The 22,059-nt window shown below is 71.7% G+C and carries 21 protein-coding genes; 8 read left to right on the top strand and 13 right to left on the bottom strand.

Annotated features, from left to right (window positions below; genetic code table 11):
* Positions 1 to 10: 10 nt before the first annotated feature.
* From BR85_RS02985 to BR85_RS02975, 3 genes are all read right to left on the bottom strand, one after another.
* Complete coding sequence (locus BR85_RS02985; RefSeq protein ID WP_028495184.1) at positions 11 to 481, bottom strand: FtsB family cell division protein; 471 nt, start codon at positions 479 to 481, stop codon at positions 11 to 13.
* 22 nt (positions 482 to 503) lie between these two features.
* Positions 504 to 1,784: a phosphopyruvate hydratase gene (eno, locus tag BR85_RS02980; RefSeq protein ID WP_028495183.1), complete on the bottom strand. Its 1,281-nt coding sequence runs from the start codon at positions 1,782 to 1,784 to the stop codon at positions 504 to 506.
* A gap of 99 nt (positions 1,785 to 1,883) precedes the next feature.
* Positions 1,884 to 2,558, bottom strand: coding sequence for an O-methyltransferase (locus BR85_RS02975; RefSeq protein ID WP_028495182.1), 675 nt, complete (start codon positions 2,556 to 2,558; stop codon positions 1,884 to 1,886).
* A 107-nt stretch (positions 2,559 to 2,665) separates the two neighbouring features.
* Here BR85_RS02975 and BR85_RS02970 point away from each other — a divergent pair, with 107 nt between their 5' ends.
* Entirely contained in the window at positions 2,666 to 3,136 is a 471-nt protein-coding gene (locus BR85_RS02970) for a DUF4442 domain-containing protein (protein ID WP_028495181.1), read from the top strand.
* A 126-nt stretch (positions 3,137 to 3,262) separates the two neighbouring features.
* On the opposite strand, the gene BR85_RS02965 is transcribed toward BR85_RS02970, so the two are convergent.
* Genes BR85_RS02965 through BR85_RS02950 form a run of 4 tightly spaced genes read right to left on the bottom strand, consistent with a single transcriptional unit; the run spans position 3,263 to position 6,677 of the window.
* Positions 3,263 to 3,502 (bottom strand): DUF1905 domain-containing protein, encoded by a 240-nt coding sequence (locus BR85_RS02965; RefSeq protein ID WP_231478559.1) that lies wholly within the window; start codon positions 3,500 to 3,502, stop codon positions 3,263 to 3,265.
* Between the two features lie 33 nt (positions 3,503 to 3,535).
* A complete protein-coding gene (gene hisS / locus BR85_RS02960; RefSeq protein ID WP_028495180.1) occupies positions 3,536 to 4,798 on the bottom strand; it encodes a histidine--tRNA ligase in 1,263 nt (420 codons plus the stop codon).
* Positions 4,799 to 4,837: 39 nt separating this feature from the next.
* Positions 4,838 to 5,500: a nucleoside triphosphate pyrophosphohydrolase gene (locus BR85_RS02955; RefSeq protein ID WP_028495179.1), complete on the bottom strand. Its 663-nt coding sequence runs from the start codon at positions 5,498 to 5,500 to the stop codon at positions 4,838 to 4,840.
* A 19-nt stretch (positions 5,501 to 5,519) separates the two neighbouring features.
* Positions 5,520 to 6,677, bottom strand: coding sequence for a Na+/H+ antiporter NhaA (locus BR85_RS02950; protein WP_028495178.1), 1,158 nt, complete (start codon positions 6,675 to 6,677; stop codon positions 5,520 to 5,522).
* A gap of 108 nt (positions 6,678 to 6,785) precedes the next feature.
* Between BR85_RS02950 and BR85_RS02945 the strand changes: the two genes are divergently transcribed.
* On the top strand, positions 6,786 to 9,455 hold the full coding sequence (locus BR85_RS02945) for a phosphoenolpyruvate carboxylase (protein ID WP_028495177.1): 2,670 nt from the start codon (positions 6,786 to 6,788) through the stop codon (positions 9,453 to 9,455).
* A gap of 40 nt (positions 9,456 to 9,495) precedes the next feature.
* Positions 9,496 to 9,672 (top strand): hypothetical protein, encoded by a 177-nt coding sequence (locus tag BR85_RS15365; protein ID WP_155947949.1) that lies wholly within the window; start codon positions 9,496 to 9,498, stop codon positions 9,670 to 9,672.
* 6 nt (positions 9,673 to 9,678) lie between these two features.
* Here the strand turns inward: BR85_RS15365 and BR85_RS02940 are convergent, their stop codons facing one another.
* Positions 9,679 to 10,278 carry a gamma carbonic anhydrase family protein gene (locus BR85_RS02940; protein WP_028495176.1) on the bottom strand — a complete coding sequence of 200 codons (600 nt, stop codon included), beginning with the start codon at positions 10,276 to 10,278 and terminating at the stop codon, positions 9,679 to 9,681.
* A gap of 154 nt (positions 10,279 to 10,432) precedes the next feature.
* On the opposite strand from BR85_RS02940, the gene gdhA reads away from it, so the two are divergent.
* Both gdhA and BR85_RS02930 read left to right on the top strand, forming a co-directional pair.
* Positions 10,433 to 11,794 carry an NADP-specific glutamate dehydrogenase gene (gdhA, locus tag BR85_RS02935; RefSeq protein ID WP_092896820.1) on the top strand — a complete coding sequence of 454 codons (1,362 nt, stop codon included), beginning with the start codon at positions 10,433 to 10,435 and terminating at the stop codon, positions 11,792 to 11,794.
* Positions 11,795 to 11,810: 16 nt separating this feature from the next.
* A complete protein-coding gene (locus BR85_RS02930; protein ID WP_028495174.1) occupies positions 11,811 to 13,235 on the top strand; it encodes a basic amino acid/polyamine antiporter in 1,425 nt (474 codons plus the stop codon).
* Between the two features lie 3 nt (positions 13,236 to 13,238).
* On the opposite strand, the gene mfd is transcribed toward BR85_RS02930, so the two are convergent.
* The 3 genes from mfd to BR85_RS02915 form a co-directional block, all read right to left on the bottom strand.
* A complete protein-coding gene (gene mfd, locus BR85_RS02925; protein ID WP_028495173.1) occupies positions 13,239 to 16,850 on the bottom strand; it encodes a transcription-repair coupling factor in 3,612 nt (1,203 codons plus the stop codon).
* Positions 16,851 to 16,884: 34 nt separating this feature from the next.
* Positions 16,885 to 17,469, bottom strand: coding sequence for an aminoacyl-tRNA hydrolase (gene pth, locus BR85_RS02920; RefSeq protein ID WP_028495172.1), 585 nt, complete (start codon positions 17,467 to 17,469; stop codon positions 16,885 to 16,887).
* A gap of 77 nt (positions 17,470 to 17,546) precedes the next feature.
* Positions 17,547 to 18,182, bottom strand: a complete 636-nt coding sequence (locus BR85_RS02915; RefSeq protein WP_028495171.1) for a 50S ribosomal protein L25/general stress protein Ctc — start codon at positions 18,180 to 18,182, stop codon at positions 17,547 to 17,549.
* A gap of 198 nt (positions 18,183 to 18,380) precedes the next feature.
* Here BR85_RS02915 and BR85_RS15760 point away from each other — a divergent pair, with 198 nt between their 5' ends.
* Positions 18,381 to 18,503 (top strand): hypothetical protein, encoded by a 123-nt coding sequence (locus BR85_RS15760; RefSeq protein WP_261798689.1) that lies wholly within the window; start codon positions 18,381 to 18,383, stop codon positions 18,501 to 18,503.
* 7 nt (positions 18,504 to 18,510) lie between these two features.
* Here BR85_RS15760 and BR85_RS02910 read toward each other — a convergent pair whose 3' ends face one another.
* Positions 18,511 to 19,014 carry a gluconokinase gene (locus BR85_RS02910; protein WP_036272174.1) on the bottom strand — a complete coding sequence of 168 codons (504 nt, stop codon included), beginning with the start codon at positions 19,012 to 19,014 and terminating at the stop codon, positions 18,511 to 18,513.
* Positions 19,015 to 19,099: 85 nt separating this feature from the next.
* Here BR85_RS02910 and gndA point away from each other — a divergent pair, with 85 nt between their 5' ends.
* Together gndA and BR85_RS02900 are read left to right on the top strand one after the other, a co-directional pair.
* Positions 19,100 to 20,548, top strand: a complete 1,449-nt coding sequence (gndA, locus tag BR85_RS02905) for an NADP-dependent phosphogluconate dehydrogenase (RefSeq protein WP_028495169.1) — start codon at positions 19,100 to 19,102, stop codon at positions 20,546 to 20,548.
* A 23-nt stretch (positions 20,549 to 20,571) separates the two neighbouring features.
* Positions 20,572 to 21,006: a VanZ family protein gene (locus tag BR85_RS02900; RefSeq protein WP_231478558.1), complete on the top strand. Its 435-nt coding sequence runs from the start codon at positions 20,572 to 20,574 to the stop codon at positions 21,004 to 21,006.
* A gap of 9 nt (positions 21,007 to 21,015) precedes the next feature.
* On the opposite strand, the gene BR85_RS02895 is transcribed toward BR85_RS02900, so the two are convergent.
* On the bottom strand, positions 21,016 to 22,029 hold the full coding sequence (locus BR85_RS02895; RefSeq protein ID WP_028495167.1) for a magnesium and cobalt transport protein CorA: 1,014 nt from the start codon (positions 22,027 to 22,029) through the stop codon (positions 21,016 to 21,018).
* Positions 22,030 to 22,059 lie beyond the last annotated feature (30 nt).

The raw sequence follows: 22,059 nt of genomic DNA, 5'->3' as shown, positions 1-22,059 counted from the left end.
GCCGGCGAGGTCAGCCGCCGACGGCGACGGTGCGGGCGAGGCCGGCGTTCGCGACGGAGCGCACGAACTGCGTCATCCAGTCGCCCGTCGTCTCTTCGACGTCCTCGCTGACGGGGGCCTGCTCGGGCGGGATCACGCCCTGCGGCAGGTCGTCGTCCACGAGGTAGACGACGTCGCCGGGCTGGACGTAGTAGAGCCGCTCACGCGCCTGGGAGGTGATGTAGGCGGGGTCCGCCCACCGGTCGCGCTCGGCCTCGAGGGCCACCACCTGCTCCTCGCTCAACCGCACGCTCTCCTGCAGCGCGGCGATCTGCTGCCGCTGATCGAGGTACGTGCCGAGAGTCGGGACGAGTGCGAACGCGGCCAGCACGACGAGCCCCAGCATTATGCCGGAGAACGCCGAGAGGCGCACTCCCCCGACCCAGTCGCGGACGTCGACCGTGCGGCGGGCAGGGGAAGGGGGAGCCGTCGTGTTGCGCACGGCTCCCCCTCTCCTCGATCTGTCAGGCCTTGTAGCGCGGGAAGGCGGCGCGGCCGATGAACTCCGCCGCGTCACCCAGCTCCTCTTCGATGCGCAGAAGCTGATTGTATTTCGCGACGCGCTCGCTGCGAGCGGGCGCGCCGCTCTTGATCTGACCCGAGTTGACCGCGACCGCGAGGTCGGCGATCGTGGTGTCCTCGGTCTCACCGGAACGGTGCGAGAGCATCGTCGTGTAGCCCGAGCGGTGCGCGAGGTCGATGGCATCCAGCGTCTCGGACAGCGTGCCGATCTGGTTCACCTTCACCAGCAGCGAGTTGGCGGCGCCGAGCTCGATGCCGCGCGCGAGGCGCTCCGGGTTGGTGACGAACAGGTCGTCGCCGACGAGCTGCACGCGCTTGCCGAGCTTCTCGGTGAGGGCGGTCCAGTTCTCCCAGTCGTCCTCGGCGAGGGCGTCCTCGATCGTGACGATCGGGAACGAGTCGACGAGGTCGATGTAGTAGTCGGTGAGCTGGTCGGCGTTCCAGTCCTTCTTGTCGAGGCGGTACACGCCGTCGTTGAAGAACTCCGTCGCGGCGACGTCGAGGCCCAGGGCGATGTCGGTGCCGGGCGTGAAGCCGGCCTTCTCGATCGCCTTGACGAGGAACTCGAGGCCCTCGCGGTTGCTGGGCAGGTCGGGGGCGAAGCCGCCCTCGTCGCCGAGGCCGGTCGCGTAGCCCGCGGCCTTCAGCTCGCCCTTGAGGACCTGGTAGACCTCGGCGCCCCAGCGCAGCGCCTCGGAGAAGCTCTCCGCGCCGAGGGGGGCGAGGAAGAACTCCTGCATGTCGATGCCGTTGTCGGCGTGCTCGCCGCCGTTGATGACGTTGAACAGCGGGACCGGCAGGATGTGCGCGTTCGGGCCGCCCAGGTAGCGGAACAGCGGGAGGTCGGCGCTGTCGGCAGCGGCCTTCGCGACGGCGAGGGACACGCCGAGGATGGCATTCGCGCCCGTGCGCGACTTGTTCTCCGTGCCGTCGGTCTCGATGAGGATCTCGTCGATGATGCGCTGCTCGGCAGCCTCGACGCCTTCGATGGCAGGGCCGAGCTCGTCGATGACGGCCGCGACGGCCTTGAGGACCCCCTTGCCGCCGTACCGGCTCTTGTCGCCGTCGCGCAGCTCATACGCTTCGAACGCTCCGGTTGATGCGCCGGAGGGGACAGCCGCACGCTGGACGATTCCGTCGTCGAGCAGCACCTCCACTTCGACGGTCGGGTTGCCACGCGAATCCAGGATCTCGCGTGCGCCTACAGCCTCGATCAGTGCCACAGGGGTACTCCTTGCTTGTGGAGGATGGATCACGGAGCGTCGTCGGTCCGTGGTCGAGTCTAGTGATGCCGGTGCCGGGGCCACAGGGCACCGGCCGGATCAAACGACGAGGGCGACGGCGATGCCGTCCCACCCCTTCGCGTCCAGCGTCTGCAGCGCCGTCGCGTCGAACCGCGGATCGGACCCCAGCATCCGGAGCCCCGCCCGCACGCCGACGATCTGGGGGTCCTCGTCCCCGGCATCCGCGATGCGACCCGATCGGACGACATTGTCCACGACGACGACGGTGCCCGGGCGGCCGAGCCGCGCGGCCCAGTCGAGGTAGATCGTGTTCGACTCCTTGTCGGCGTCGATGAAGACGAGATCGAAGGGCTCCTCCCCCGCGAGGGTCGGGAGGACCTCTGCCGCCCGGCCGAGTTTGATCTCGACTCTGCTGCCGACGCCGGCACGGTCGAGGTTCTCCCGCGCGAGCGCGGCGATGCGCGGCTCGGCTTCGATCGTCACGACCCGCCCGTCGTCAGGCAGGGCGCGGGCCAGCCAGATCGTCGAGTACGCGCCGAGCGTGCCGATCTCCAGCACGCGGCGGGCGCCGGCGATCCGGGCGAGGAGGTGGAGGAGCTTGCCGTTGACGGGCGCGACCTCGATGGCGGGGAGGTCGGCGGCGTTCTGACGCCGCACGGCCTCCTCCAAGGCGGGGTCGTGGCCGACCAGTTCGTCGGCGAGGTAGCCGTCGACGGCGAGCCAGGCGTCGCGGCGGGGCAGCGGATCGGTCATCCGCCCAGCCAACCGCACCGCCGCGCCGCGCGCCAGAGGCGGATGCGATTGTCGGATGCAGACAAGCGATGTGCGCGGGACTGTGAGGTTCCGGCACACTGCCGGGCATGCGTGTGACTCCCCGCCGATTGGCCCTGGGCATGAGCCTGTGGTTCCCGAACCTCTTCAGCGGCATCCGCGTGCGCGAGTTCTCCGAGGACTGGACGCACGCGCGCGTCGAGCTGCACGTCAACGTGCTCACGCGCAACTACGTGGGAACGGCGTTCGGCGGGTCGCTGTCGGCGATGACCGACCCGTACTTCTTCATGCTCGTCATGCACCAGCTCGGACGCGACTACGTCGTGTGGGACACGCGCGGGGAGATCGAGTTCCTGACGCCGGGGCGCGGCGTGCTCACCGCCGAGTTCGCGGTGTCGCGGGAGAAGGCCGAGGAGCTGCGCGAGCGCGCCCGGGGCGGCGTGAAGGTGCTGGAGTGGTTCGACACGGAGATCACCGATCGCTCCGGCACGGTCGTGGCACGGGTGCGGCGCGAGGTCTATGTCCGCGAGAAGCGTCGCGTCACGGCCTCGGCAGACTGACGCCGGGGTCCGGACGGGTCATGCGGAGACCCCAGCGCCGCGGCACCGCATCCACCACATCGCCGGTGCAGCCCGTCGCGCGGTCGAAAGCAGCACACGCGGTCGAACTTTCCGCAGCGCGTGCCGCTATCGGCAGCGCGAAGCGTGGGCGAGCTCGGCCCGGGCGGCCTTGGACATCCCGATGAGGTTGCGCCCGCCCATGACGGCGAGTCGGAGGCGGGCCGAGCGCTCGCCGATCGGGACGATGACGGCGGCGCGCTTCCCTCCACCGAGTTCGGCCACCTGCTCATCGGTCAGCTCGATGGCCGTGGCGGGGCCGTTCGCGGGCAGGACGGTGCGGACATGCAGCCACATGAGGACGATCATGCCCGAGGGGAGCGGGCACAGATGGGCCCCGGGTCAGGAGAGGGGCTTGAGCTCCAGCTGCTCGCGGGTCGCGCCGGCGGCGACGGTCGCGAACGACGTGTAGCCGTCGGAGGCGGCCCGCTCCAGGAGCGCTTTGAGGTTCTTCGTGCGCTGCTCGAGGCGCACGCGCATGCCCTCGGCGACGAGGGAAGCCTTGAGGGCGACGAGCTCGGCGACGGGCACGTCACGGTCGTGCACGAGGACGACGGCGGACGCGCCGGTGTCTCCGGCGTCGGGGGCGAGGTCGACGATCCGCTCGAACCCGATGGAGAAGCCGACGGCCGGCACATCCTGGCCGAGGAACCGGCCGATCATGCCGTCGTAGCGGCCGCCGCCGCCGAGCGAGTAGTCCACGGAGGGATGCGCGAGTTCGAAGATCGTCCCGGTGTAGTACCCCATGCCCCGGACAAGGAACGGGTCGAAGACGAGCGGGACGCCGGACTCGTCGGCGCCGCGCGCCGCGGCGACGGCCTCGCCGATGCCGACGAGGTGCGCGACGACGTCGCCGGCGGCGCCCTCGGGCAGCGCCCTGCGGATCTGGGCCTCGCCGTACGGGAGGAACTCGCGGGTCTGCGGGCGGCGCAGGAACGCCCCGAACGCGGCGACGGCGTCCGAGGTCGCGCCGCGCTCGGCGAGCTCGGCGATGACCCCGTCGGGGCCGATCTTGTCGAGCTTGTCGATCGTGATGAGGACGCCGGGCCGCTCGTCACCGGTGAAGCCGAAGCCGTCCAGCATCCCGTCCAGCACCCGGCGGTCGTTGATCCGGATGCTGCCGCCCGTCAACCCCAGCGCGTCGAGGGTGTCGAGGCTCGCGACGATGAGCTCCGCCTCCGCGCGGGCCGTGGCATCCCCGATGATGTCGATGTCGCACTGCACGAACTGCCGGTAGCGGCCCTTCTGCGGGCGCTCGGCGCGCCACACCGGCGCGATCTGGATGGAACGGAAGACCGTCGGCAGCTCGCCGCGGTGCGTCGCGTAGAACCGGGCGAGCGGCACGGTCAGGTCGTAGCGCAGCCCCAGGTCGCTGAGCGCGGCCGGGTCCTCGGCGGCGGCGCGGATGCCGTCGGCATCCAGGCCCCGGCGCAGCAGGGTGAAGGCCAGCTTCTCGTTGTCACCGCCGATGCCGGCGTGCAGCTTCGCGTAGTCCTCGACGACAGGCGTCTCGATCTCGTCGAACCCGTGCGCGCGGTAGCGCTCCCGGATGACGGCGAGTACGCGCTCGCGGCGGGCCTTGTCGGCGGGGAGGAAGTCGCGCATGCCGCGCGGCGGGTTCACGGATGCCACAGGATGATTCTCTCAGGTGGCGGAAGAGGCCTCGGTCTCCCTGATCTCCGCCTCCAGGATCCGCAGCCGCTCGCGCAGCGCCCGCTCGGCGTCCCAGCCCTGCGCGCGGGCCGTCGCAACGAGGGCGAGGAGGGCGTCGCCGAGCGCGGATTCGTCTGCAAGCACCGGTTCCGCGCCGTCCGCCACCGGCGGTGCGGGCACGCGCGCCTGAGCGGCCTTGCCGAGCATCTTCTGCGCCAGCGCGAGGGCGGGCATGTGCGGCGAGACGCCGTCCAGAACGCTCGTGCGCGCACTCTTCTCCGCCGCCTTCGCCGCGTTCCAGTGCACGAGCACCTCTTCCGGCGTGCGCGCGACGGCGTCGCCGAAGACGTGCGGATGCCGGCGCACCATCTTCTCGGTGAGCCCGCGTGCGACGTCGTCGATGCCGAAGGGCTCCGCCTCGTCGCGCGACGCGATCTCGGCGTGGAACAGCACCTGCCACAGCAGATCGCCGAGCTCTTCGCGGAGCTCGGCGCGCGAGCCGCCCTCGACGGCGTCGATGAGCTCGGCCGCCTCCTCCACGAGGTACGGCACGAGCGCGCGATGGTCGATCCGCTGCGACCAGACGCACCGGTCGCGGACCGCGCGCATCGTGTCTGCGGCGGCGCGCAGCGGGTCGGCGGCGGCGTCGGTCATGCGGCGGCTCCCTCGATCGTCAGGCGGCGGTGGCCTTCAGGCGACGATGGTACGCGGCCCGCCAGGCGACGAGGGCCGACGAGGCGACGAGCGCGATCGCGGATCCGGCGAGCACGCCGAGGGTCGCGTGATCGCGGACGGCGGCGTCCCCCGCGAACGCCAGCCCGGCCAGCAGCAGGGACACCGTGAAGCCGATGCCGCCCAGCGCGCCCGCCGCCGCGAAGTCGCCGAACGAGAGCCGGTCCGACCCCCCGCCGAACAGCCGCTGGGCGAGGAGCCCGCCGCCGACGATGCCGATGAGCTTGCCGACGGGCAGCGCCAGGGTGACGGCCCAGAAGGATGCCGACAGCGCGCCGCCGACCGCGGGGATCACGACGAGCGCCGCGGAGAGCGCGAACAGCGGGAGGATGAGCCCGTTGACCGCGGGCTCGAGCATGTGCCGGGCACGCAGTGCCGGCAGCTGCGCCATCGCGAGGCCCAGGAGGACGCCGGCGATCGTCGCATGCACCCCCGAGGCCAGCACGAACACCCAGGTCGCGACCGACAGCACGACGACGACGGCCCAGACGCCCACCGTCATCCGGTCGTCCCGTGCCCGGGTGAGCACGGCCACGGCGGCGGCCGTGAGAAGCGCTCCGAGGAGCCAGCCGGCCTGCACTCCGTCGGCGAAGAGCACCGCGATGAAGACGATGCCGATGATGTCGTCGAGGATCGCCAGGGCGAGGAGGAAGACGCGCACCCCGCTCGGCAGCCCACGCCCGAAGACCGCCAGCACGCCGAGCGCGAAGGCGACGTCGGTGGCGGTGGGGATGGGCCATCCTGCGGCCTGGCCGCTCTGACCGCTCGCGGCGACGACGGCGAGGTACACGGCGATCGGCACGAGCACGCCGCCGGCCGCCGCGATCGCCGGTTGCACGGCGCGGCGCTTGTCGGCGAGCTCCCCCTGCGTCAGCTCGTACTGCAGCTCGACGGAGACGGTGAAGAAGAACACGGCGAGGAGGCCGTCGGAGATCCAGTGCCCGACGGACAGGTCCAGCGGCGTGCCGGGGATGCCGAGATGCGCGCCCTGCACGGCGAACGCCGCGTCGCCGAGCGGGCTGTTGGCCAGGAGCAGTCCCGCCGCCGCGGCGGCGAGGAGGAGGACGGCGGGGAAGCGTGCAGAGCGCAGGAGTGGCATGCGGGCCTTTCGGGGGTCGGCTGATGAGCGCCGACCAGACTTCCCGGCTCACCTGCCCGCGATCCTATACGCGTCACGACGGGCGCGCCGGGCCGTTAGCGTAAAAGGATGCGAGAACCCACGCGCACCGAAGCCATCGATCTGGTCGGCCGGGCCGACGCCGAGCAGGAGCTTCCCGAGCAGATGCGGGCCGACGTCCGGCTGCTCGGCGGTCTCCTGGGGCAGGTGCTGCGCGAAAGCGGCTCGCCGGGCCTGTACGACGACGTGGAGCGGCTGCGCCTCGCGACGATCGCGGCCTACACGGACGAGTCGCCGGAGGCCTACGCACGCGCGGCGGAGATCGCCGAGTCGTTCACGGTCGAGCGCGCCGACGAGGTCGCTCGCGCCTTCACGGTGTACTTCCACCTCGTGAACCTCGCCGAGGAGTTCCAGCGCGTGCGCGTGCTGCGTGAGCGCGACGGACGCCCCGACCGGGAGGACGCCACCGACTCCGTCGCCGCCGCGTTCGTCCGCCTCGCCGCGGAGGTCGGCGACGACACGGCGCTCCGGCGCCTGCAGGCCCTGCGCTTCCACCCCGTCTTCACGGCGCATCCGACGGAGGCCCGCCGCCGCGCGGTGTCCACGAGCATCCGGCGCCTCGCGGGACTCCTCCGCGAGTACGACGCCTCGCTGCGCGGCGGGGCCGATGAGCGCCGCGCCGGCCGCCGGATGCTGGAGGAGATCGACATCCTCTGGCGAACCGCTCCCCTCCGCGCCGAGAAGCCGTCGCCCACCGACGAGGTGCGCGCCATCATGGCGGTGTTCGACGAGACGCTCTACACCGCGGTGCCGCACGTGTACCGACGCGTCGACGACGCCCTGCAGGGTCCCGCCGCCGGCGGCCGGGCGCCCGTCGTCCGCCCGTTCGTGCGGCTCGGCACGTGGGTCGGCGGCGACCGCGACGGCAACCCGTTCGTGACCGCCGCCGTCACGAAGAAAGCCGCCGCCATCGCCTCCGAGCACATCCTGCGCGGCCTGGAGCGCACGGCGGACACCGTGGCGCGCGCGCTCACGCTGTCGGCGGAGACGACGCCGCCGAGCGCCGAGCTCACCGCCCTGTGGCAGCGGCTCGCCGCCGCCGACGAGGACGGCGCCGCCGATGCCCTCAAGCGCGCCGCCGCCGAGCCGCACAAGCGCGTCCTCATGCTCCTCGCCCGCCGGATCGCCGCGACGCGCGCCCGGGACGCGGACCTCGCCTACCAGGATCCCGCCGATCTCCTCGCGGACCTCCGGGTCGTCCAGGGCTCGCTCGTGGCCGCCGGCGCCGCCCGGCAGGCCTACGGCGGCCTGCAGCAGCTGCTCTGGCAGGTCGAGACGTTCGGCTTCCATCTCGCCGAGCTCGAGGTGCGTCAGCACTCCGCCGTGCACGAGAAGGTCCTCGCGGAATGCGAGGCCGGCGGCCCCCTCAGCGCGCAGGCCGAGGAGGTGCTCGAGGTCTTCCGCGCCATCGCGCAGATCCAGAAGCGCTACGGCCCCGGCGCCGCGGGGCGCTACATCGTCTCGTTCACCCGCACTGCCGCCGACCTCGCCGCCGTGCATGCGCTGGCCCGGCACGCCGTCGGCCCGTCCGGCCGGATGCCGGTCCTCGACGTCATCCCGCTGTTCGAGACGTTCGCCGACCTTCAGGCAGCCCCCGGAGTGCTCGCCGAGATCGTGCAGCACCCCGATTTCGCGGCCCGTCTGGAGGCGACCGGCCGGCGGCTGGAGGTCATGCTCGGCTACTCCGACTCGTCGAAGGACGTCGGCCCGGTCGCGGCGAACCTCGCCCTCTACGAGGCGCAGGCGAAGATCGCCGCGTGGGCGCAGGACAACGCCATCGCGCTGACCCTCTTCCACGGCCGGGGCGGCGCGCTCGGCCGCGGCGGCGGACCGGCGAACTCCGCGATCCTCGCGCAGCCCCCGCACTCGGTCGACGGCCGGTTCAAGCTGACCGAGCAGGGCGAGGTCATCTTCGCCCGCTACGGCGACCCCGCGATCGCGATGCGTCACATCGACCAGGTCGCCGCGGCCACGCTCCTGGCATCGGCGCCCTCGATCGAGAACCGCAACCGCGCCGCCGCCGAGCGGTACGCGGAGATCGCCGCGACGATGGACACCGCGTCGCGGCACCGGTTCTTCTCGCTCGTGAAAGCGCCCGGCTTCGCCCCCTGGTTCGCGACCGTCACACCCATGGAGGAGATCGGGCTGCTCGCGCTCGGCTCCCGCCCCGCCCGCCGCGGGTTGTCGGTGGAGTCCCTCGAGGACCTCCGCGCGATCCCGTGGGTGTTCGCGTGGTCGCAGGCCCGCATCAACCTCGCCGGCTGGTTCGGGCTGGGCACGGCGCTGGACGCCGTCGGCGACGAGGACCTCCTCCGCCGCGCCTACGAGGAGTGGCCGCTGCTGCGGACCGTCATCGACAACGTCGGGATGAGCCTCGCCAAGGCCGATCAGCGCATCGCGCGCCGCTATCTCGCCCTCGGCGACCGCCCGGACCTCGCCGACCTCGTGATGGCGGAGATGGCGCTCACCCGCGAATGGGTCGTGCGGATCACTGGAGGCGGCGACCTGCTCGCGAACAAGCCGGTCCTGCAGCGGGCCGTGAAGATGCGCGACCCGTATGTGGACGCGCTGTCGCTCCTGCAGCTGCGGGCGCTCCGGGCCCTGCGGACCGCCCCGGAGGGTCAGGACGTGCAGGGCTGGCAGCGCCTGCTGCTGCTGTCCGTCAGCGGGGTCGCGGCCGGCCTGCAGAACACGGGCTGATCAGCCGCCCGCCGGCGCCACGCGGGGTTATCGTGTGCGCATGGACGGGAAGACGGCGGTATCCGCGGAGGTCTGCCCCTCGTGCGGCTCCTTCGACGTACGGGCGATCGAGCCCAGGTGGTTCCAGGTCGACATCGACCGGCGCCCGGAACTCGACCGCGGGTGGGCGGAGCACATCGACTTCGCGTGCCGGGAGTGCGGCCTCAGCTGGACCTGAGCGCCGTCAGTCGACGCGGCGGTCGTCGGCGTGCCGCGCGAGCGACGAGCCGTACCGCTCCGTGAGCTGCATCATGAGGTCGGGGGTCTCGCGGTCCAGGCCGAAGACGTAGCCGGGGAAGTCCAGGTCGTGCTGCAGCTCCCAGATCTCCTCATGCCGGTCCGGGGAGAGGAGCCGGGCGGGGTCGCCCACCGCCACCCAGCCGATGGGCACGACGGTCTCCGGCGGCAGCACCGTGCGCAGGTGCACGACCGCGTTGATGCGGACCTCGCAGCGCTCCCCCACCCGTGCCCCGTTGAAGACGCGGGTCCCGGTGGCCAGGAACACCTCGTCGGCGATCGTGGCGCCGGAGATGCTCGCCATGGGCCCCACCAGCACGTGCGAGCCGATGCGCACCGCATTCACGGACGTCGCCCGGATGAGGGCGTTCTCCATGACGATGACGTTCTCGCCCAGGATGACGGGTCCGCCCTCCGCCGTGATGACGGCGCCGTGCAGCACCTGGCTGCCCGCGCCGATCGTGACATCGCCGGAGATGACGGCCGTGGGCGCCACGACGGCGTCCGGGTGGATGCGGGGCTGCGCCCCGAGGTGCTCGAATCGCATGGCTGCTCCCTCGCGTCCCCGCCAGCGTATCGGCCCGTCATCTGGACGGAAGCCCGCGCGACCGGGACTAAAGTTGTAGTGGCCGCTCGCGCCGACATTCCCTCTCCCGGCAGGAAGCTCCACTGTGCCTGAAACCGCTGTGTCCGAAACCGCTGTGCCTGAAACCCCCCTCTCCCCGCTGCCCGACTCGGTGCGCTCCGTCTTCGAGGGGGTCGTGGCCCGCAACCCGCACGAGCCCGAGTTCCAGCAGGCGGTGCACGAGGTGCTGCACTCCATCACCCCGGTCCTGGAGGCGCACCCGCAGTTCGTGGAGGGCGGCATCCTCGAGCGCATCGTCGAGCCGGAACGGCAGATCATGTTCCGCGTGCCGTGGGTCGACGACGGCGGGAAGCTGCAGGTCAACCGCGGCTACCGCATCCAGTTCTCCTCCGTCCTCGGCCCGTACAAGGGCGGCCTCCGGTTCCACCCGTCGGTCAACCTCTCGATCATCAAGTTCCTCGGCTTCGAGCAGATCTTCAAGAACGCCCTCACCGGGCAGGGCATCGGCGGCGGCAAGGGCGGCAGCGACTTCGACCCGCACGGGCGCTCCGACGGCGAGGTCATGCGGTTCTGCCAGTCGTTCATGAACGAGCTGTACCGCCACCTCGGCGAGCACACGGACGTGCCGGCCGGAGACATCGGCGTCGGCGCGCGGGAGATCGGCTACCTGTTCGGCCAGTACCGCAAGATCACGAACCGGCACGAGTCCGGCATGTTCACCGGCAAGGGCGTCCAGTGGGGCGGCGCGGAGGTGCGCACCGAGGCGACCGGGTACGGCGCCGTCTTCTTCGCGCAGGAGATGCTCGCGGTGCACGGCGAGCGCCTCGACGGCAAGCGCGTCGCGGTCTCCGGCTCGGGCAACGTCGCGATCTACGCGATCGCGAAGGCCCGCCAGCTCGGCGCGACGCCCGTCACGGCATCCGATTCCTCCGGCTACATCGTCGACGACGCCGGGATCGACCTGGATCTCCTCCGTCACCTGAAGGAGGAGAACCGGCTCCGGATCTCCGAGTACGTCACCCACCGCCCGCAGGCCCGCTTCGTCGAGGGCGCCCGCCCGTGGGAGGTGCCGGTGGACATCGCCATCCCGTCGGCGACGCAGAACGAGCTCGACGAGCACGACGCCCGCGCCCTGATCGACGGCGGCGTCCGAGCCGTCGCCGAGGGCGCGAACATGCCCTCCACGCCCGCCGCCGTCGCCGCCCTGCAGGCCGCCGGCGTGCTGTTCGGCCCCGGCAAGGCGGCCAACGCCGGCGGCGTCGCGACGTCCGCGCTGGAGATGAGCCAGAACGCGGCGCGCCAGCGCTGGGGCTTCGAGGACAGCGAGGGGAAGCTTCACGCCATCATGCGGGATGTGCACCGCGCCTCGTTCCAGGCCGCCGAGCGCTACGGCGCCCCCGGCGACTACGTCGTGGGAGCCAACTCGGCCGGTTTCGAGCGCGTCGCGCACGCCATGCTCGCGCAGGGCGTCATCTGAAGCGCAGGATGACAGCGTGACCACCACGCCCACCGCGGCCGGCTCGCCCGCCAAGGTCTCCACCCTCACCCTCTCGACGTTCGTCGTCGGGTCGATGGTCGGGGCCGGCGTCTTCTCCCTGCCCGGGCAGTTCGCCGGCTCGGCGGGCGTTGCGGGCGCCCTGCTGGCCTGGGCGCTCGCCGGCACCGGCACCCTCATGCTGGCGCTCGTCTTCCAGCGTCTCGCCGTGCAGGCCCCGCACCTGGACGCGGGCGTGTTCGCGTACGCGAAAGCCGGCTTCGGCGACTACCTCGGCTTCGTCTCCGCGTTCGGGTACTGGGCGAGCGCCGTCGCGGGCAACGTCTTCTACTGGGTGTTCGTGACTACGACGCTCGGCGCCGTCTTCCCCGCCCTCGGCGAGGGCGATACCCCGGCCGCGATCCTCGTGGCCTCGGCGGGGCTGTGGCTGTTCTACGCCCTCATCCGCCGCGGCGTGACGCAGGCCGCGGCCCTGAACCGCGTCGTGACGATCGCCAAGGTCGCCCCGATCGTGCTGTTCGTCGTGCTGTGCCTGTTCGTCTTCGACCCGACCGTGTTCGCCGCGAACTGGACGGGCGGCATCGACGCCCCGCCGCTGTGGGACCAGGTCACCTCGACCCTGCTCGTCACCGTGTTCGTCTTCATCGGCATCGAGGGGGCGAGCGTGTACTCGCGCCACGCGCGGCGCCGACGGGATGTCGGGCGTGCGACGCTGTTCGGGTTCCTGAGCGTGCTCGCGGTCTTCGCGTCGGTGACGCTCGTGTCCTACGGCGTCCTGCCGCGCGCCGAGATCGCGCAGCTCCGGCAGCCCTCGATGGCGGCGATCCTCGAGGAGGCGGTCGGCCCGTGGGGCTCCGTGTTCGTCGGGGTGGCCCTCATCGTCGCCGTGCTGGGCGCCTACCTCGCCTGGACGCTGATGGCCGCCGAGGTTCTCCTCGTGGCCGCGCGCGCCGGGGTGCTTCCGCGCCCGCTGCGGCGCGTCGACGCGAAGGACGTGCCGGTCGGGGCGCTCACCATCACGACGGCGCTCGCGCAGCTCATGCTCATCGTCGTGCTCTTCTCCGACAACGCGTTCGACATCGCGCTGGACCTCACGAGCGCGCTCATCCTCATCCCGTACGTCCTGTCCGCGGCGTTCGGTCTCAAGCTCGCGCTGACGACGCCCGGCCCGGTGCGCGTGGGCGCCGTGGTGGTCGCGGCGCTCGCGACGGCGTACACGGCGTTCCTGCTCCTGGCCGCCGGAGCGACGTACGTGCTGCTCTCGCTCATCGTGCTGGTGCCCGCGACCGCCCTGTTCGCGGCGGCGAAGCGGGAGCGCGGCGAGCGGGTGTTCACGCCGGCCGAGTGGGTCGTGTTCGCGCTCGCGGTCGCCGGCGCGGTCACCGCGGCGGCGCTGCTGGCGACCGGGGCCATCGGGCTCTGAGGCTCAGGAGCCGGTCGCCCCGTCCGCGGGTGCCGGTGTCTCGGCGGCCGGCAGGGGGAAGAGCTGGTCGAGCAGCTGCGCCGTCCAGGTGATGAGGTCGGCGTCCACGACGCTCTCCCCCCCGGCGGTCGGGAGCGGGACGATCATGGCCTCCCCGCCGGAGAGGATCTTCGCCTTGGGGTGCAGGCGCTGCATCCGCACGCGAAGCGAGTCGGGCAGGTGCGCGGGGGCGATCCGCAGGTTCGGTCCCATCGCGACGACGTCGGTCAGGCCGGAGCGTGCGGCGCGGCGCCGCAGGCGGGCCACCGCGATGAGGCCCTCGACCTCGCGCGGCAGGTCGCCGTAGCGGTCGACGAGCTCCTCCACGACGAGGTCGATGGTCTCGTCCTTCGCGGTGGCGGAGGCCGCGCCGGAGAGCTTCTGGTAGGCCTCCAGGCGCAGGCGCTCGCTGTCGATGTACGACTCCGGGATGCGGGCGTCCACGGGCAGCTCGAGCCGCAGCTCGGCGGGCCCCTCGGTCTCCTCCCCGCGGAACGTGGAGACGGCCTCCCCGATCATCCGCAGGTACAGGTCGAAGCCCACGCCGGCGATGTGCCCGGCCTGCTCGGCGCCGAGCATGTTGCCGGCGCCGCGGATCTCGAGGTCCTTCAGCGCCACCTGCATGCCGCTGCCGAGGTCGTTGTTGACCGCGATGGTCTCCAGGCGGTCGGCGGCCGTCTCGCTGAGCGGCTTCATCTCGTCGTAGAGGAAGTACGCGTACGCGCGCTCGCGGGCGCGTCCGACGCGGCCCCGCAGCTGGTGCAGCTGGCTGAGCCCGTACTTGTCGGCGCGGTCGATGATGATGGTGTTCGCGTTGGCGATGTCGAGGCCGGTCTCGATGATCGTCGTCGAGACGAGCACGTCGGCGCGGCGCTCCCAGAAGTCGTCGACGACCTGCTCGAGCGCGTGCTCCCCCATCCGGCCGTGCGCGACGGCGATGCGCGCCTCCGGGACGAGCTCGGCCAGCTGCGCGGCGACGCGCTGGATCGACTGCACCCGGTTGTGCACGTAGAAGATCTGCCCCTCGCGCAGCAGCTCGCGACGGATCGCGGCGGCGACCTGCTTGTCGCTGCGGGGGCCGACGTAGGTGAGGATCGGATGCCGGTCCTCCGGCGGCGTCTGCAGTGACGACATCTCCCGGATGCCGGTGACCGCCATCTCCAGCGTCCGAGGGATCGGCGTCGCGCTCATCGCGAGGATGTCGACGTTCATCTTCAGCTTCTTCAGCTTGTCCTTGTGCTCGACGCCGAAGCGCTGCTCCTCGTCGATGATGAGAAGGCCGAGGTCCTTGAAGATCACCTGGTCGGTCAGGATGCGGTGGGTGCCGATGACCATGTCGACGGTGCCGTCCAGGACGCCGTCGAGCGTGTCGCGCGCCTCCTTGTCGGTCTGGAAGCGCGACAGCGGCCGGACCTTGACGGGGAACCCTGCGAACCGCTCCGTGAAGGTCTCGAGGTGCTGCTTGACGAGCAGCGTCGTCGGCACGAGCATGGCGACCTGCTTGCCGTCCTGGATCGCCTTGAATGCCGCACGGACGGCCACTTCGGTCTTGCCGAACCCGACGTCGCCGGACAGCAGCCGGTCCATCGGGATCGGGCGTTCCATATCGGCCTTGATCTCGTCGATCGTCTGCAGCTGGTCCGGCGTCTCCGCGAACGGGAACGCCTCCTCCAGCTCACGCTGCCACGGCGTGTCCGGCCCGAACGCGTGCCCCTTCGCGGCCATGCGCGCCGAGTACAGCTTGACGAGCTCGACGGCGATGTCCCGCACGGCGCGGCGGGCCTTGCCCTTGGCGGCCGCCCAGTCGGTGCCGCCCATCTTCGACAAGGTCGGGGCCTCCCCGCCGACGTAGCGGGAGAGCAGGTCGAGCTGGTCGGTGGGGACGAAGAGCTTGTCGCCGGGGTACCCGCGCTTGGACGGCGCGTACTCCAGCACGAGGTATTCGCGGGTCGTCTTGACGGCGTTCCGGCCGCCGGTGGAGACCTCGCGCTGCACGAGCTCCACGAAGCGCCCGATGCCGTGCGTCGTGTGCACGACGAAGTCGCCGGCCTTCAGCTGCAGCGGGTCCACGACATTGCGACGGCGGGAGGCGAGCTTCTTCACGACCCGGGAGTCCGAGCCGATCGTGCGCCCGTAGAAGTCGCTCTCGGTGAAGACGGCGAGTTTCGCGTCAGGTGCCTGGAACCCGTTCTCCAGGGTCGCGACGACGGCGACCGCGATGCCGGGCGGCGGCGGCTCCTCGACCCGCTCGACGGTGCGGGCGGCGATGCCGCGTTCGGCGAGGACGTCCCGCGCGCGGTCGACGAGCCCGGTGCCGGACGCGGCGACGACGACGCGCCACCCATCCGCGAGGAGCGTGGCGATGTGCCCGGACGCGCCGTCGACGTTCCCGTGGAAGGACGGCACGGCCGACCCGGCGACGCGCACGGCGCCGTCCGGCGCACCTTCGACGCCGTCGGCGGCGATCTCCGCCGAGCCGGAGTCGAAGGTGCTGAAGCTCCACCACACGCCGCCGCGGGCGGCGGAGGCCTCGCGGAGGGCGGGCAGGGTGAGGAAGTCGCCCTCCCCCAGGTCGATGGGCGTGTCGGCGCCGGCGGTCGCGGCGCTCCACGCCGCCTCCAGGAACTCCCGGTTGGTCTCGGTGAGGGTCACGGCGCGTGCGACGGCGCGCTCCGGGTCGACGAGGCCGACGGCGGTGCGGGCGGGCAGGTAGTCCACGAGCGGGACGACGGCGTCGGCGACCGCCGTGAGGAGCGATTCCATCCCCTCGACGGGGATGCCTTCGGACATCTTCTCCAGCATGCCGCGCAGGCCGGGGAAGCGGTCCCGGAGCTCCGCGGCGCGGCGGCGCACCTCGGGGGTCAGCAGCAGCTCGCGGCTCGCCGTCATGAGGACGTGGGAGATCTCGCCGGGAAGCGAGCGCTGGTCGGCGACGGAGAACGCGCGGATCTGGTCGATCTCGTCGCCGAAGAACTCCACCCGGTACGGGTGGTCGGCGACGGGCGGGAAGACATCGAGGATGCCGCCGCGGACGGCGAACTCGCCGCGCCGCGAGACCATGTCGACGCGGTGATAGGCGAGTTCGACGAGGCGCCGGATGACGGCATCCAGGTCATGGCCGCGCCCGCCGACGGACAGCTCGACGACGCCGGCATGGTCGAGACCGGACGCGAGGGGCTGGGCGGCCGAGCGGACCGAGGCCGTCACGATGAGGGGCACCGTGCCGTCCCACGCGGCGACCTGCCGGAGCACCTCGAGGCGCTTGCCGACGGTCTCGGCGCTCGGGCTCAGCCGCTCGTGCGGGAGCGTCTCCCACGCCGGGAAGTGCAGGACGAGGGCGCCGGGCACGAGGCACTCCAGCGCCGTCCCCACGCTCTCCGCCCGGCGCCCGGTCGGCGCGATGACGAGGAGGGATGCCGGGAGGCCGGCCGCGCGACGGCGATCGAGGAGACCCGCGAGCACGGGGGCGTCCAGGCCCGGAGTGAGGGAGAACTCGCCGTCGACGACGGCATCGCCCATGGCATCCCGGAAGGATTCCGCCTGCTCGAGGGCGCGCACGATCCCGGGAACTGTCACCGGATGAGTCTATGCCCGGGTGCGGACACGGGCCTCACGGGCGGGGCGCGTGGTGCTTCTGCTGCGCGGCGACGAGGCCCTCGGCGATCAGCTGCTCGACGGCGTCCGCCGCGTCCGACAGGACGAGGGGAAGGTCCTTCCGCTCGCTCCCGCCGAACGCGTCGAGGACCCAGTCGGCGGGGTCCTGCCGACCGGGCGGACGCCCGATGCCGACCCGGACGCGCGGGAAGTCGGCGGTGCCGAGCGCTTTCGCGACGTCGCGGACGCCGTTGTGACCGCCGTGACCGCCGCCCACCTTGAGCTTGAGCGAGTCGAACGGGATGTCGAGCTCATCGTGGATGACGACGACGCGCTCGGCGGGGACGCCGTAGAACGATGCCAGCGCGGAGACCGGCCCGCCGGAGACGTTCATGAACGAGTTGGGCTTGGCCAGCACGATCTTCGCGGCGCCGGGACGCAGCCAGGTCTCCGCGACCCGGGCGTTGGCCTTGTGCGCGCGGAGGGTCTCCGAGCGTCGCGCGGCGAGCTCGTCCACGACCATCTGGCCCACGTTGTGCCGGGTCATCTCGTACCGCGGACCGGGATTGCCCAATCCCACGACCAGCCAGGTGTCGGCCATGGCGCCCTCTCCCTTCGACGACGGAGCCCGCCGCCACCAGTATCGGTGGAGACGGGCCCCGGGACGTGCGGTGCGGATTACTCGGCGGCCGCGTCGCCGGACTCGGCGCCGGCCTCTTCGCCTGCCGCGGCGGAGGCGGCGTCGGCGGCCTCGTCGTCGGCGGACGGGCCGGAGGGGGTCGTGATCGCGACGATCAGGGTCTCCGCGTCGGTGACGAGCGAGGAGCCCTTGGGCAGCTTCAGGTCGGCGGCGGTGATGTGCGCGCCCTCCTGGAGACCCTCGATGTCGACCTCGATGTGCTGCGGGATGTGCGTGGCCTCGACCTCGAGCAGCACCGTGGCGTTGTCGAGGTTGACGATCGTGCCGGCGAAGGACTCACCCGTGACGACGATGGGCACGTCGACCTGGATCTTCTCGCCCTTCTTCACGACGAGGAGGTCGATGTGCTCGATGATCTGGTGCACCGGGTCCTTCTGGACGTCCTTGACCAGCGTGAGCTGCTGCGTGCCGTCGACCTCGAGCTCGAGGACCGCGTTGGCGCGGCGGATGAGCAGCGCGACCTGGTGGCCGGGCAGGGCGACGTGGACGGGGTCGGTGCCGTGTCCGTAGATGACGGCGGGGATCTTGCCGGCGGCGCGGAGGCGGCGGGCGTAGCCCTTGCCGAAGCTGTCGCGCAGCTCGGCGAGGACCTTGGTGTCGGTCTCGGTCGACATGGTTGTTCTCCTTGCGGGGCCTTCGCGGCCCAGATGTGGTCTGTGTTTCGACTCGAACGCATGCGCGTGAGGAAAGCCGCGAAGCCTGCATCACCGCGTCGATCACGGATGCCTGCTGCACCCCTCGCCGAAGTTGTCCCTCAGTCTATCAGCGCGCCCGATACGATGAGGACGTCACATCGGACGACGGAGGAACCCATGGAATACGGCTGGATGTCGCACGCGCTGGGCTGGATCATCGGCATCATGACCGTCGCCGCCACCCTAGGCGCCGCGGGCGCCCTGTTCTCGATGGGCCGCACCGCCTACCGCAAGGACTGAGCCCCGGTCAGCCGGCGGCCTCGCCGCCGAGGCGGCGCTTGAGCAGCGACGCCGCACGATCGACGACCGCCACGAGGTCGGCGTCGTTGGCGATCCGGACGCCCTGCTCGTCCGCCGCGAGCGGCTCGAGCACCGCGAGCTGCGAATCCAGGAGCGCCGGCGGCATGAAGTGGTCGCGGCGGGACATGCGGTGCGCGAGCTCGGTCACCGGCACGACGAGCTCGACGAACACGGCGTCCGGGGCAGCGACACGGATCCGGTCGCGGTAGACGCGGCGCAGCGCGGAGCAGGCCACGACGAGGTGCGACTCCCGCGCGAGGACGCGGCCCACGACGTCCAGCCACGGCTCCCGGTCGGCATCCGTCAGCGGGATCCCGGCCGCCATCTTGGCGACGTTGGCCGCGGGGTGCAGGTCGTCGCCGTCGACGAATCGCGCACGCACCTGCGCGGCCAAGGCCGCTCCGACGAGCGATTTCCCCGAGCCGCTGGGCCCCATGACGACGATCCGCATGATCGCATCCTGTCACGCGGCGGCGGGCGATCCGGGAGCACGGGTACGCTGAAACGGTCCCCCGCACACCTCGAGGAGTCTCACAGTGCCCGAAGCAAGCGCGAACATCGGAGTGGTCGGCCTGGCCGTCATGGGTTCGAACCTGGCCCGTAACCTCGCCAGCCGGGAGGGGAACACCGTGGCGGTGTTCAACCGGTCGCGGTCCAAGACGGATGAGCTGGTGGCGGCGCACCCGGAGGCGGGGTTCGCGCCGGCGTTCTCCTATGAGGAGTTCGCCGCGTCGCTGGTGAAGCCGCGCACGGCGATCATCATGGTCAAGGCCGGTGCGGGGACGGATGCCGTGATCGACGCGTTGACGGGGGTGTTCGAGCCGGGCGACATCATCGTCGACGGTGGGAACGCGTTGTTCACCGACACGATCCGGCGGGAGAAGGCGGTCCGGGCCACCGGGATCAACTTCGTCGGCGCGGGGATCTCCGGCGGCGAGGAGGGCGCCCTGACCGGACCCTCGATCATGCCCGGCGGGTCGGATGAGTCCTGGGTCACCCTCGGCCCGATCCTGAAGTCGATCGCGGCGGTCGCGGAGGGGGAACCGTGCGTCACACACGTCGGGCACGACGGGGCCGGGCACTTCGTGAAGATGGTGCACAACGGCATCGAGTACGCCGACATGCAGCTCATCGCCGAGGCCTACGACCTCATCCGCCGCGGCACCGGCAAGACCCCCGCCGAGATCGCCGACGTGTTCGCGGAGTGGAACGCCGGCGAGCTGGAGTCCTACCTCATCGAGATCACCGCCGACGTGCTGCGCCAGACCGACGCCGCCACCGGCCTCCCCCTCGTGGATGTCATCCTCGACCAGGCCGGCGCCAAGGGCACCGGCGCCTGGACCGTGCAGACCGCGCTGAACCTCGGCACCCCCGTCTCCGGGATCGCCGAGGCCGTGTTCGCCCGGTCCCTCTCCTCCCACCCGGAACAGCGGGCCGTGTCCCGGGATCTGCCCGGCGCGGAGGAGGAGCTCGAGGTCGAGGACGCCGACGCGTTCATCGAAGACGTCCGCCTGGCCCTGTACGCGTCGAAGATCGTCGCGTACTCGCAGGGGTTCGACGAGATCCGCGCCGGCGCCGCGGAGTACGACTGGAGCATCGACCTCGGCGCGATCGCGAAGATCTGGCGCGGCGGCTGCATCATCCGCGCCCAATTCCTCAACCGCATCTCCGACGCCTACCAGGCGACCCCCGACCTGCCGGTCCTGCTGACGGCGCCGTACTTCGTCGACGCGCTCACCCGCGCCCAGGCCGCGTGGCGCAACATCGTCGCCACCGCGGCGACCGCCGGCATCCCCGCCCCCGCGTTCTCCTCGTCCCTGGCCTACTACGACGGGCTCCGCGCCGAACGCCTCCCCGCCGCGCTCATCCAAGGCCAACGCGACTTCTTCGGGGCGCACACCTACCAGCGCACCGACAAGCCCGGCACCTTCCACACGCAATGGTCCGGCGACCGCACCGAGATCGAAGCCGAGGACACCCACTGACGACGAGCCTGCAGGCGCGCACGGTGATCGCGCGCCTGATGTTGGCTCCGCTGTCGCTGGGCTACCTCGTCGCGGTCGGATGGATGACGCTGAGCGTGCGTCCGTACGGCGAGGACATCGGCGGCGTCGTGGACCGGCTCCTGGAATGGCTGTCGCGACGCCCGGTCACCGAGTGGGTGACGTTCCGGTGGCTGGAGTTCTTCGCCAATATCGCGATGTTCGTGCCGCTGGGCGTGTTCGTGGTGCTGTGGTTCGGCGTCCGGCGCTGGTGGCTCGCGCCGCCGATCGGCTTCGTCTTGAGCGCGGCGATCGAGATCGCGCAGCTGCAGCTCCTGCCGTCGCGGTTCGCAGATCCGCGCGACCTCGTCGCGAACACGACGGGGGCCGTCCTCGGCGCGGCCGCCATGGTCTTCCTGTGGTTCCTCCTCGCGAGCGCTCCCGCGAGGAGGCGACGGTGACCGCCGGCGTCAGAGCCAGCCGCGTCTCTTGAACACGAAGTAGAGCCCGAGGCTCGCCCCGACCATGAGCGCGACCGCGAACGGGTATCCCCACGGCTGGTCGAGCTCCGGCATGAAGCGGAAGTTCATGCCGTACACGCCGGCGATGAGCGTGGGCGCGAAGCCGATGGCCGCCCACGAGGAGACCTTCTTGACCTGGTCGTTCTGCTCGAGGCTGACCCGGGTCATCTCGCGCATCTGCTCGTTGCGGCGCTGCTCGACGAGCGTCGCGTGGATCGTGAGCGCGCTGTCCAGCGTGCTGCGGAAGGCGGCGACGCGTCCGTCGACGTAGCGGGCGCGGTCGGCGACCTCGGCGAACGGCGCGACCGAAGACACACCCTGCTTCTTCGCGACGACGCGTCCGAGGCGCTCGATGATCTCGGCGAGGGGCGCCGTCGCATGGTGGAGGTCGATCACCTCGCGCTGGAGCGCGAAGATCCGGTGGGAGACATCCTCCTCGTCACCGAAGAGCTCCTCCTCGATCTCGTCGATGTCGTTCTCGATGCCGTCCATGACGTCGCGGTACCCGCGGGTGACGTACTCGCACACCGCCCACAGGACCGCGTACGGCCCTCGCGTGACAATGTCCGGGTACTGCTCGAGAAGGGTCCGCATGCGCTCGAGGTCCACGGCGGGATGCGCGGACACCGCGAAGACGAGATGGTCGCCGACGACGACGTCCACCTCGTGGCAGTGCACGCTCTCGGTGCGGTCGGTGTACTCCGCGGGCTGCATGACGAGGAACAGCCGGTCGCCGAAGTGGTCGAGCTTGGAGCGCTGGTGCGTACGGGTCATCTCCGCGATGCCCAGACGGTCCAGGCCCAGCTCCTCGCCGAGGGCGACGACCTCCTCGGGCGTCGGTCCCTGCAGGCCGACCCACAGCATCCCGTCCTGCTCCCGGGCGAGGGCGAGGCCCTCCGCGGGGGAGATCCCCTCCCGAACCCGCTCGCCGCGGACGTAGACCACGGTGCGCGCTGTCGCCATACGCACACCCTACGCGCGGGGTGGGACTGG

Origin of the sequence: Microbacterium sp. UNCCL10 (assembly GCF_000746195.1) — a bacterium.
Classification (GTDB): Bacteria; Actinomycetota; Actinomycetes; order Actinomycetales; family Microbacteriaceae; genus Microbacterium; species Microbacterium saccharophilum.
Note: the sequence above shows the minus strand (reverse complement) of the source record. Positions and strands in the feature narration are given on the sequence as shown.

Coding starts and splice junctions, on each gene's coding strand:
- BR85_RS02970 (WP_028495181.1), top strand. CDS start 2,666: ATGCGTGTGACTCCCCGCCGATTGGCCCTGGGCATGAGCCTGTGGTTC.
- BR85_RS02975 (WP_028495182.1), bottom strand. CDS start 2,558: ATGACCGATCCGCTGCCCCGCCGCGACGCCTGGCTCGCCGTCGACGGC.
- BR85_RS15365 (WP_155947949.1), top strand. CDS start 9,496: ATGGACGGGAAGACGGCGGTATCCGCGGAGGTCTGCCCCTCGTGCGGC.
- BR85_RS02910 (WP_036272174.1), bottom strand. CDS start 19,014: ATGCGGATCGTCGTCATGGGGCCCAGCGGCTCGGGGAAATCGCTCGTC.
- BR85_RS02955 (WP_028495179.1), bottom strand. CDS start 5,500: ATGACCGACGCCGCCGCCGACCCGCTGCGCGCCGCCGCAGACACGATG.
- BR85_RS02940 (WP_028495176.1), bottom strand. CDS start 10,278: ATGCGATTCGAGCACCTCGGGGCGCAGCCCCGCATCCACCCGGACGCC.
- pth (WP_028495172.1), bottom strand. CDS start 17,469: ATGGCCGACACCTGGCTGGTCGTGGGATTGGGCAATCCCGGTCCGCGG.
- BR85_RS02950 (WP_028495178.1), bottom strand. CDS start 6,677: ATGCCACTCCTGCGCTCTGCACGCTTCCCCGCCGTCCTCCTCCTCGCC.
- BR85_RS15760 (WP_261798689.1), top strand. CDS start 18,381: ATGGAATACGGCTGGATGTCGCACGCGCTGGGCTGGATCATCGGCATC.
- BR85_RS02915 (WP_028495171.1), bottom strand. CDS start 18,182: ATGTCGACCGAGACCGACACCAAGGTCCTCGCCGAGCTGCGCGACAGC.
- hisS (WP_028495180.1), bottom strand. CDS start 4,798: ATGCGCGACTTCCTCCCCGCCGACAAGGCCCGCCGCGAGCGCGTACTC.
- BR85_RS02945 (WP_028495177.1), top strand. CDS start 6,786: ATGCGAGAACCCACGCGCACCGAAGCCATCGATCTGGTCGGCCGGGCC.
- BR85_RS02965 (WP_231478559.1), bottom strand. CDS start 3,502: ATGATCGTCCTCATGTGGCTGCATGTCCGCACCGTCCTGCCCGCGAAC.
- BR85_RS02895 (WP_028495167.1), bottom strand. CDS start 22,029: ATGGCGACAGCGCGCACCGTGGTCTACGTCCGCGGCGAGCGGGTTCGG.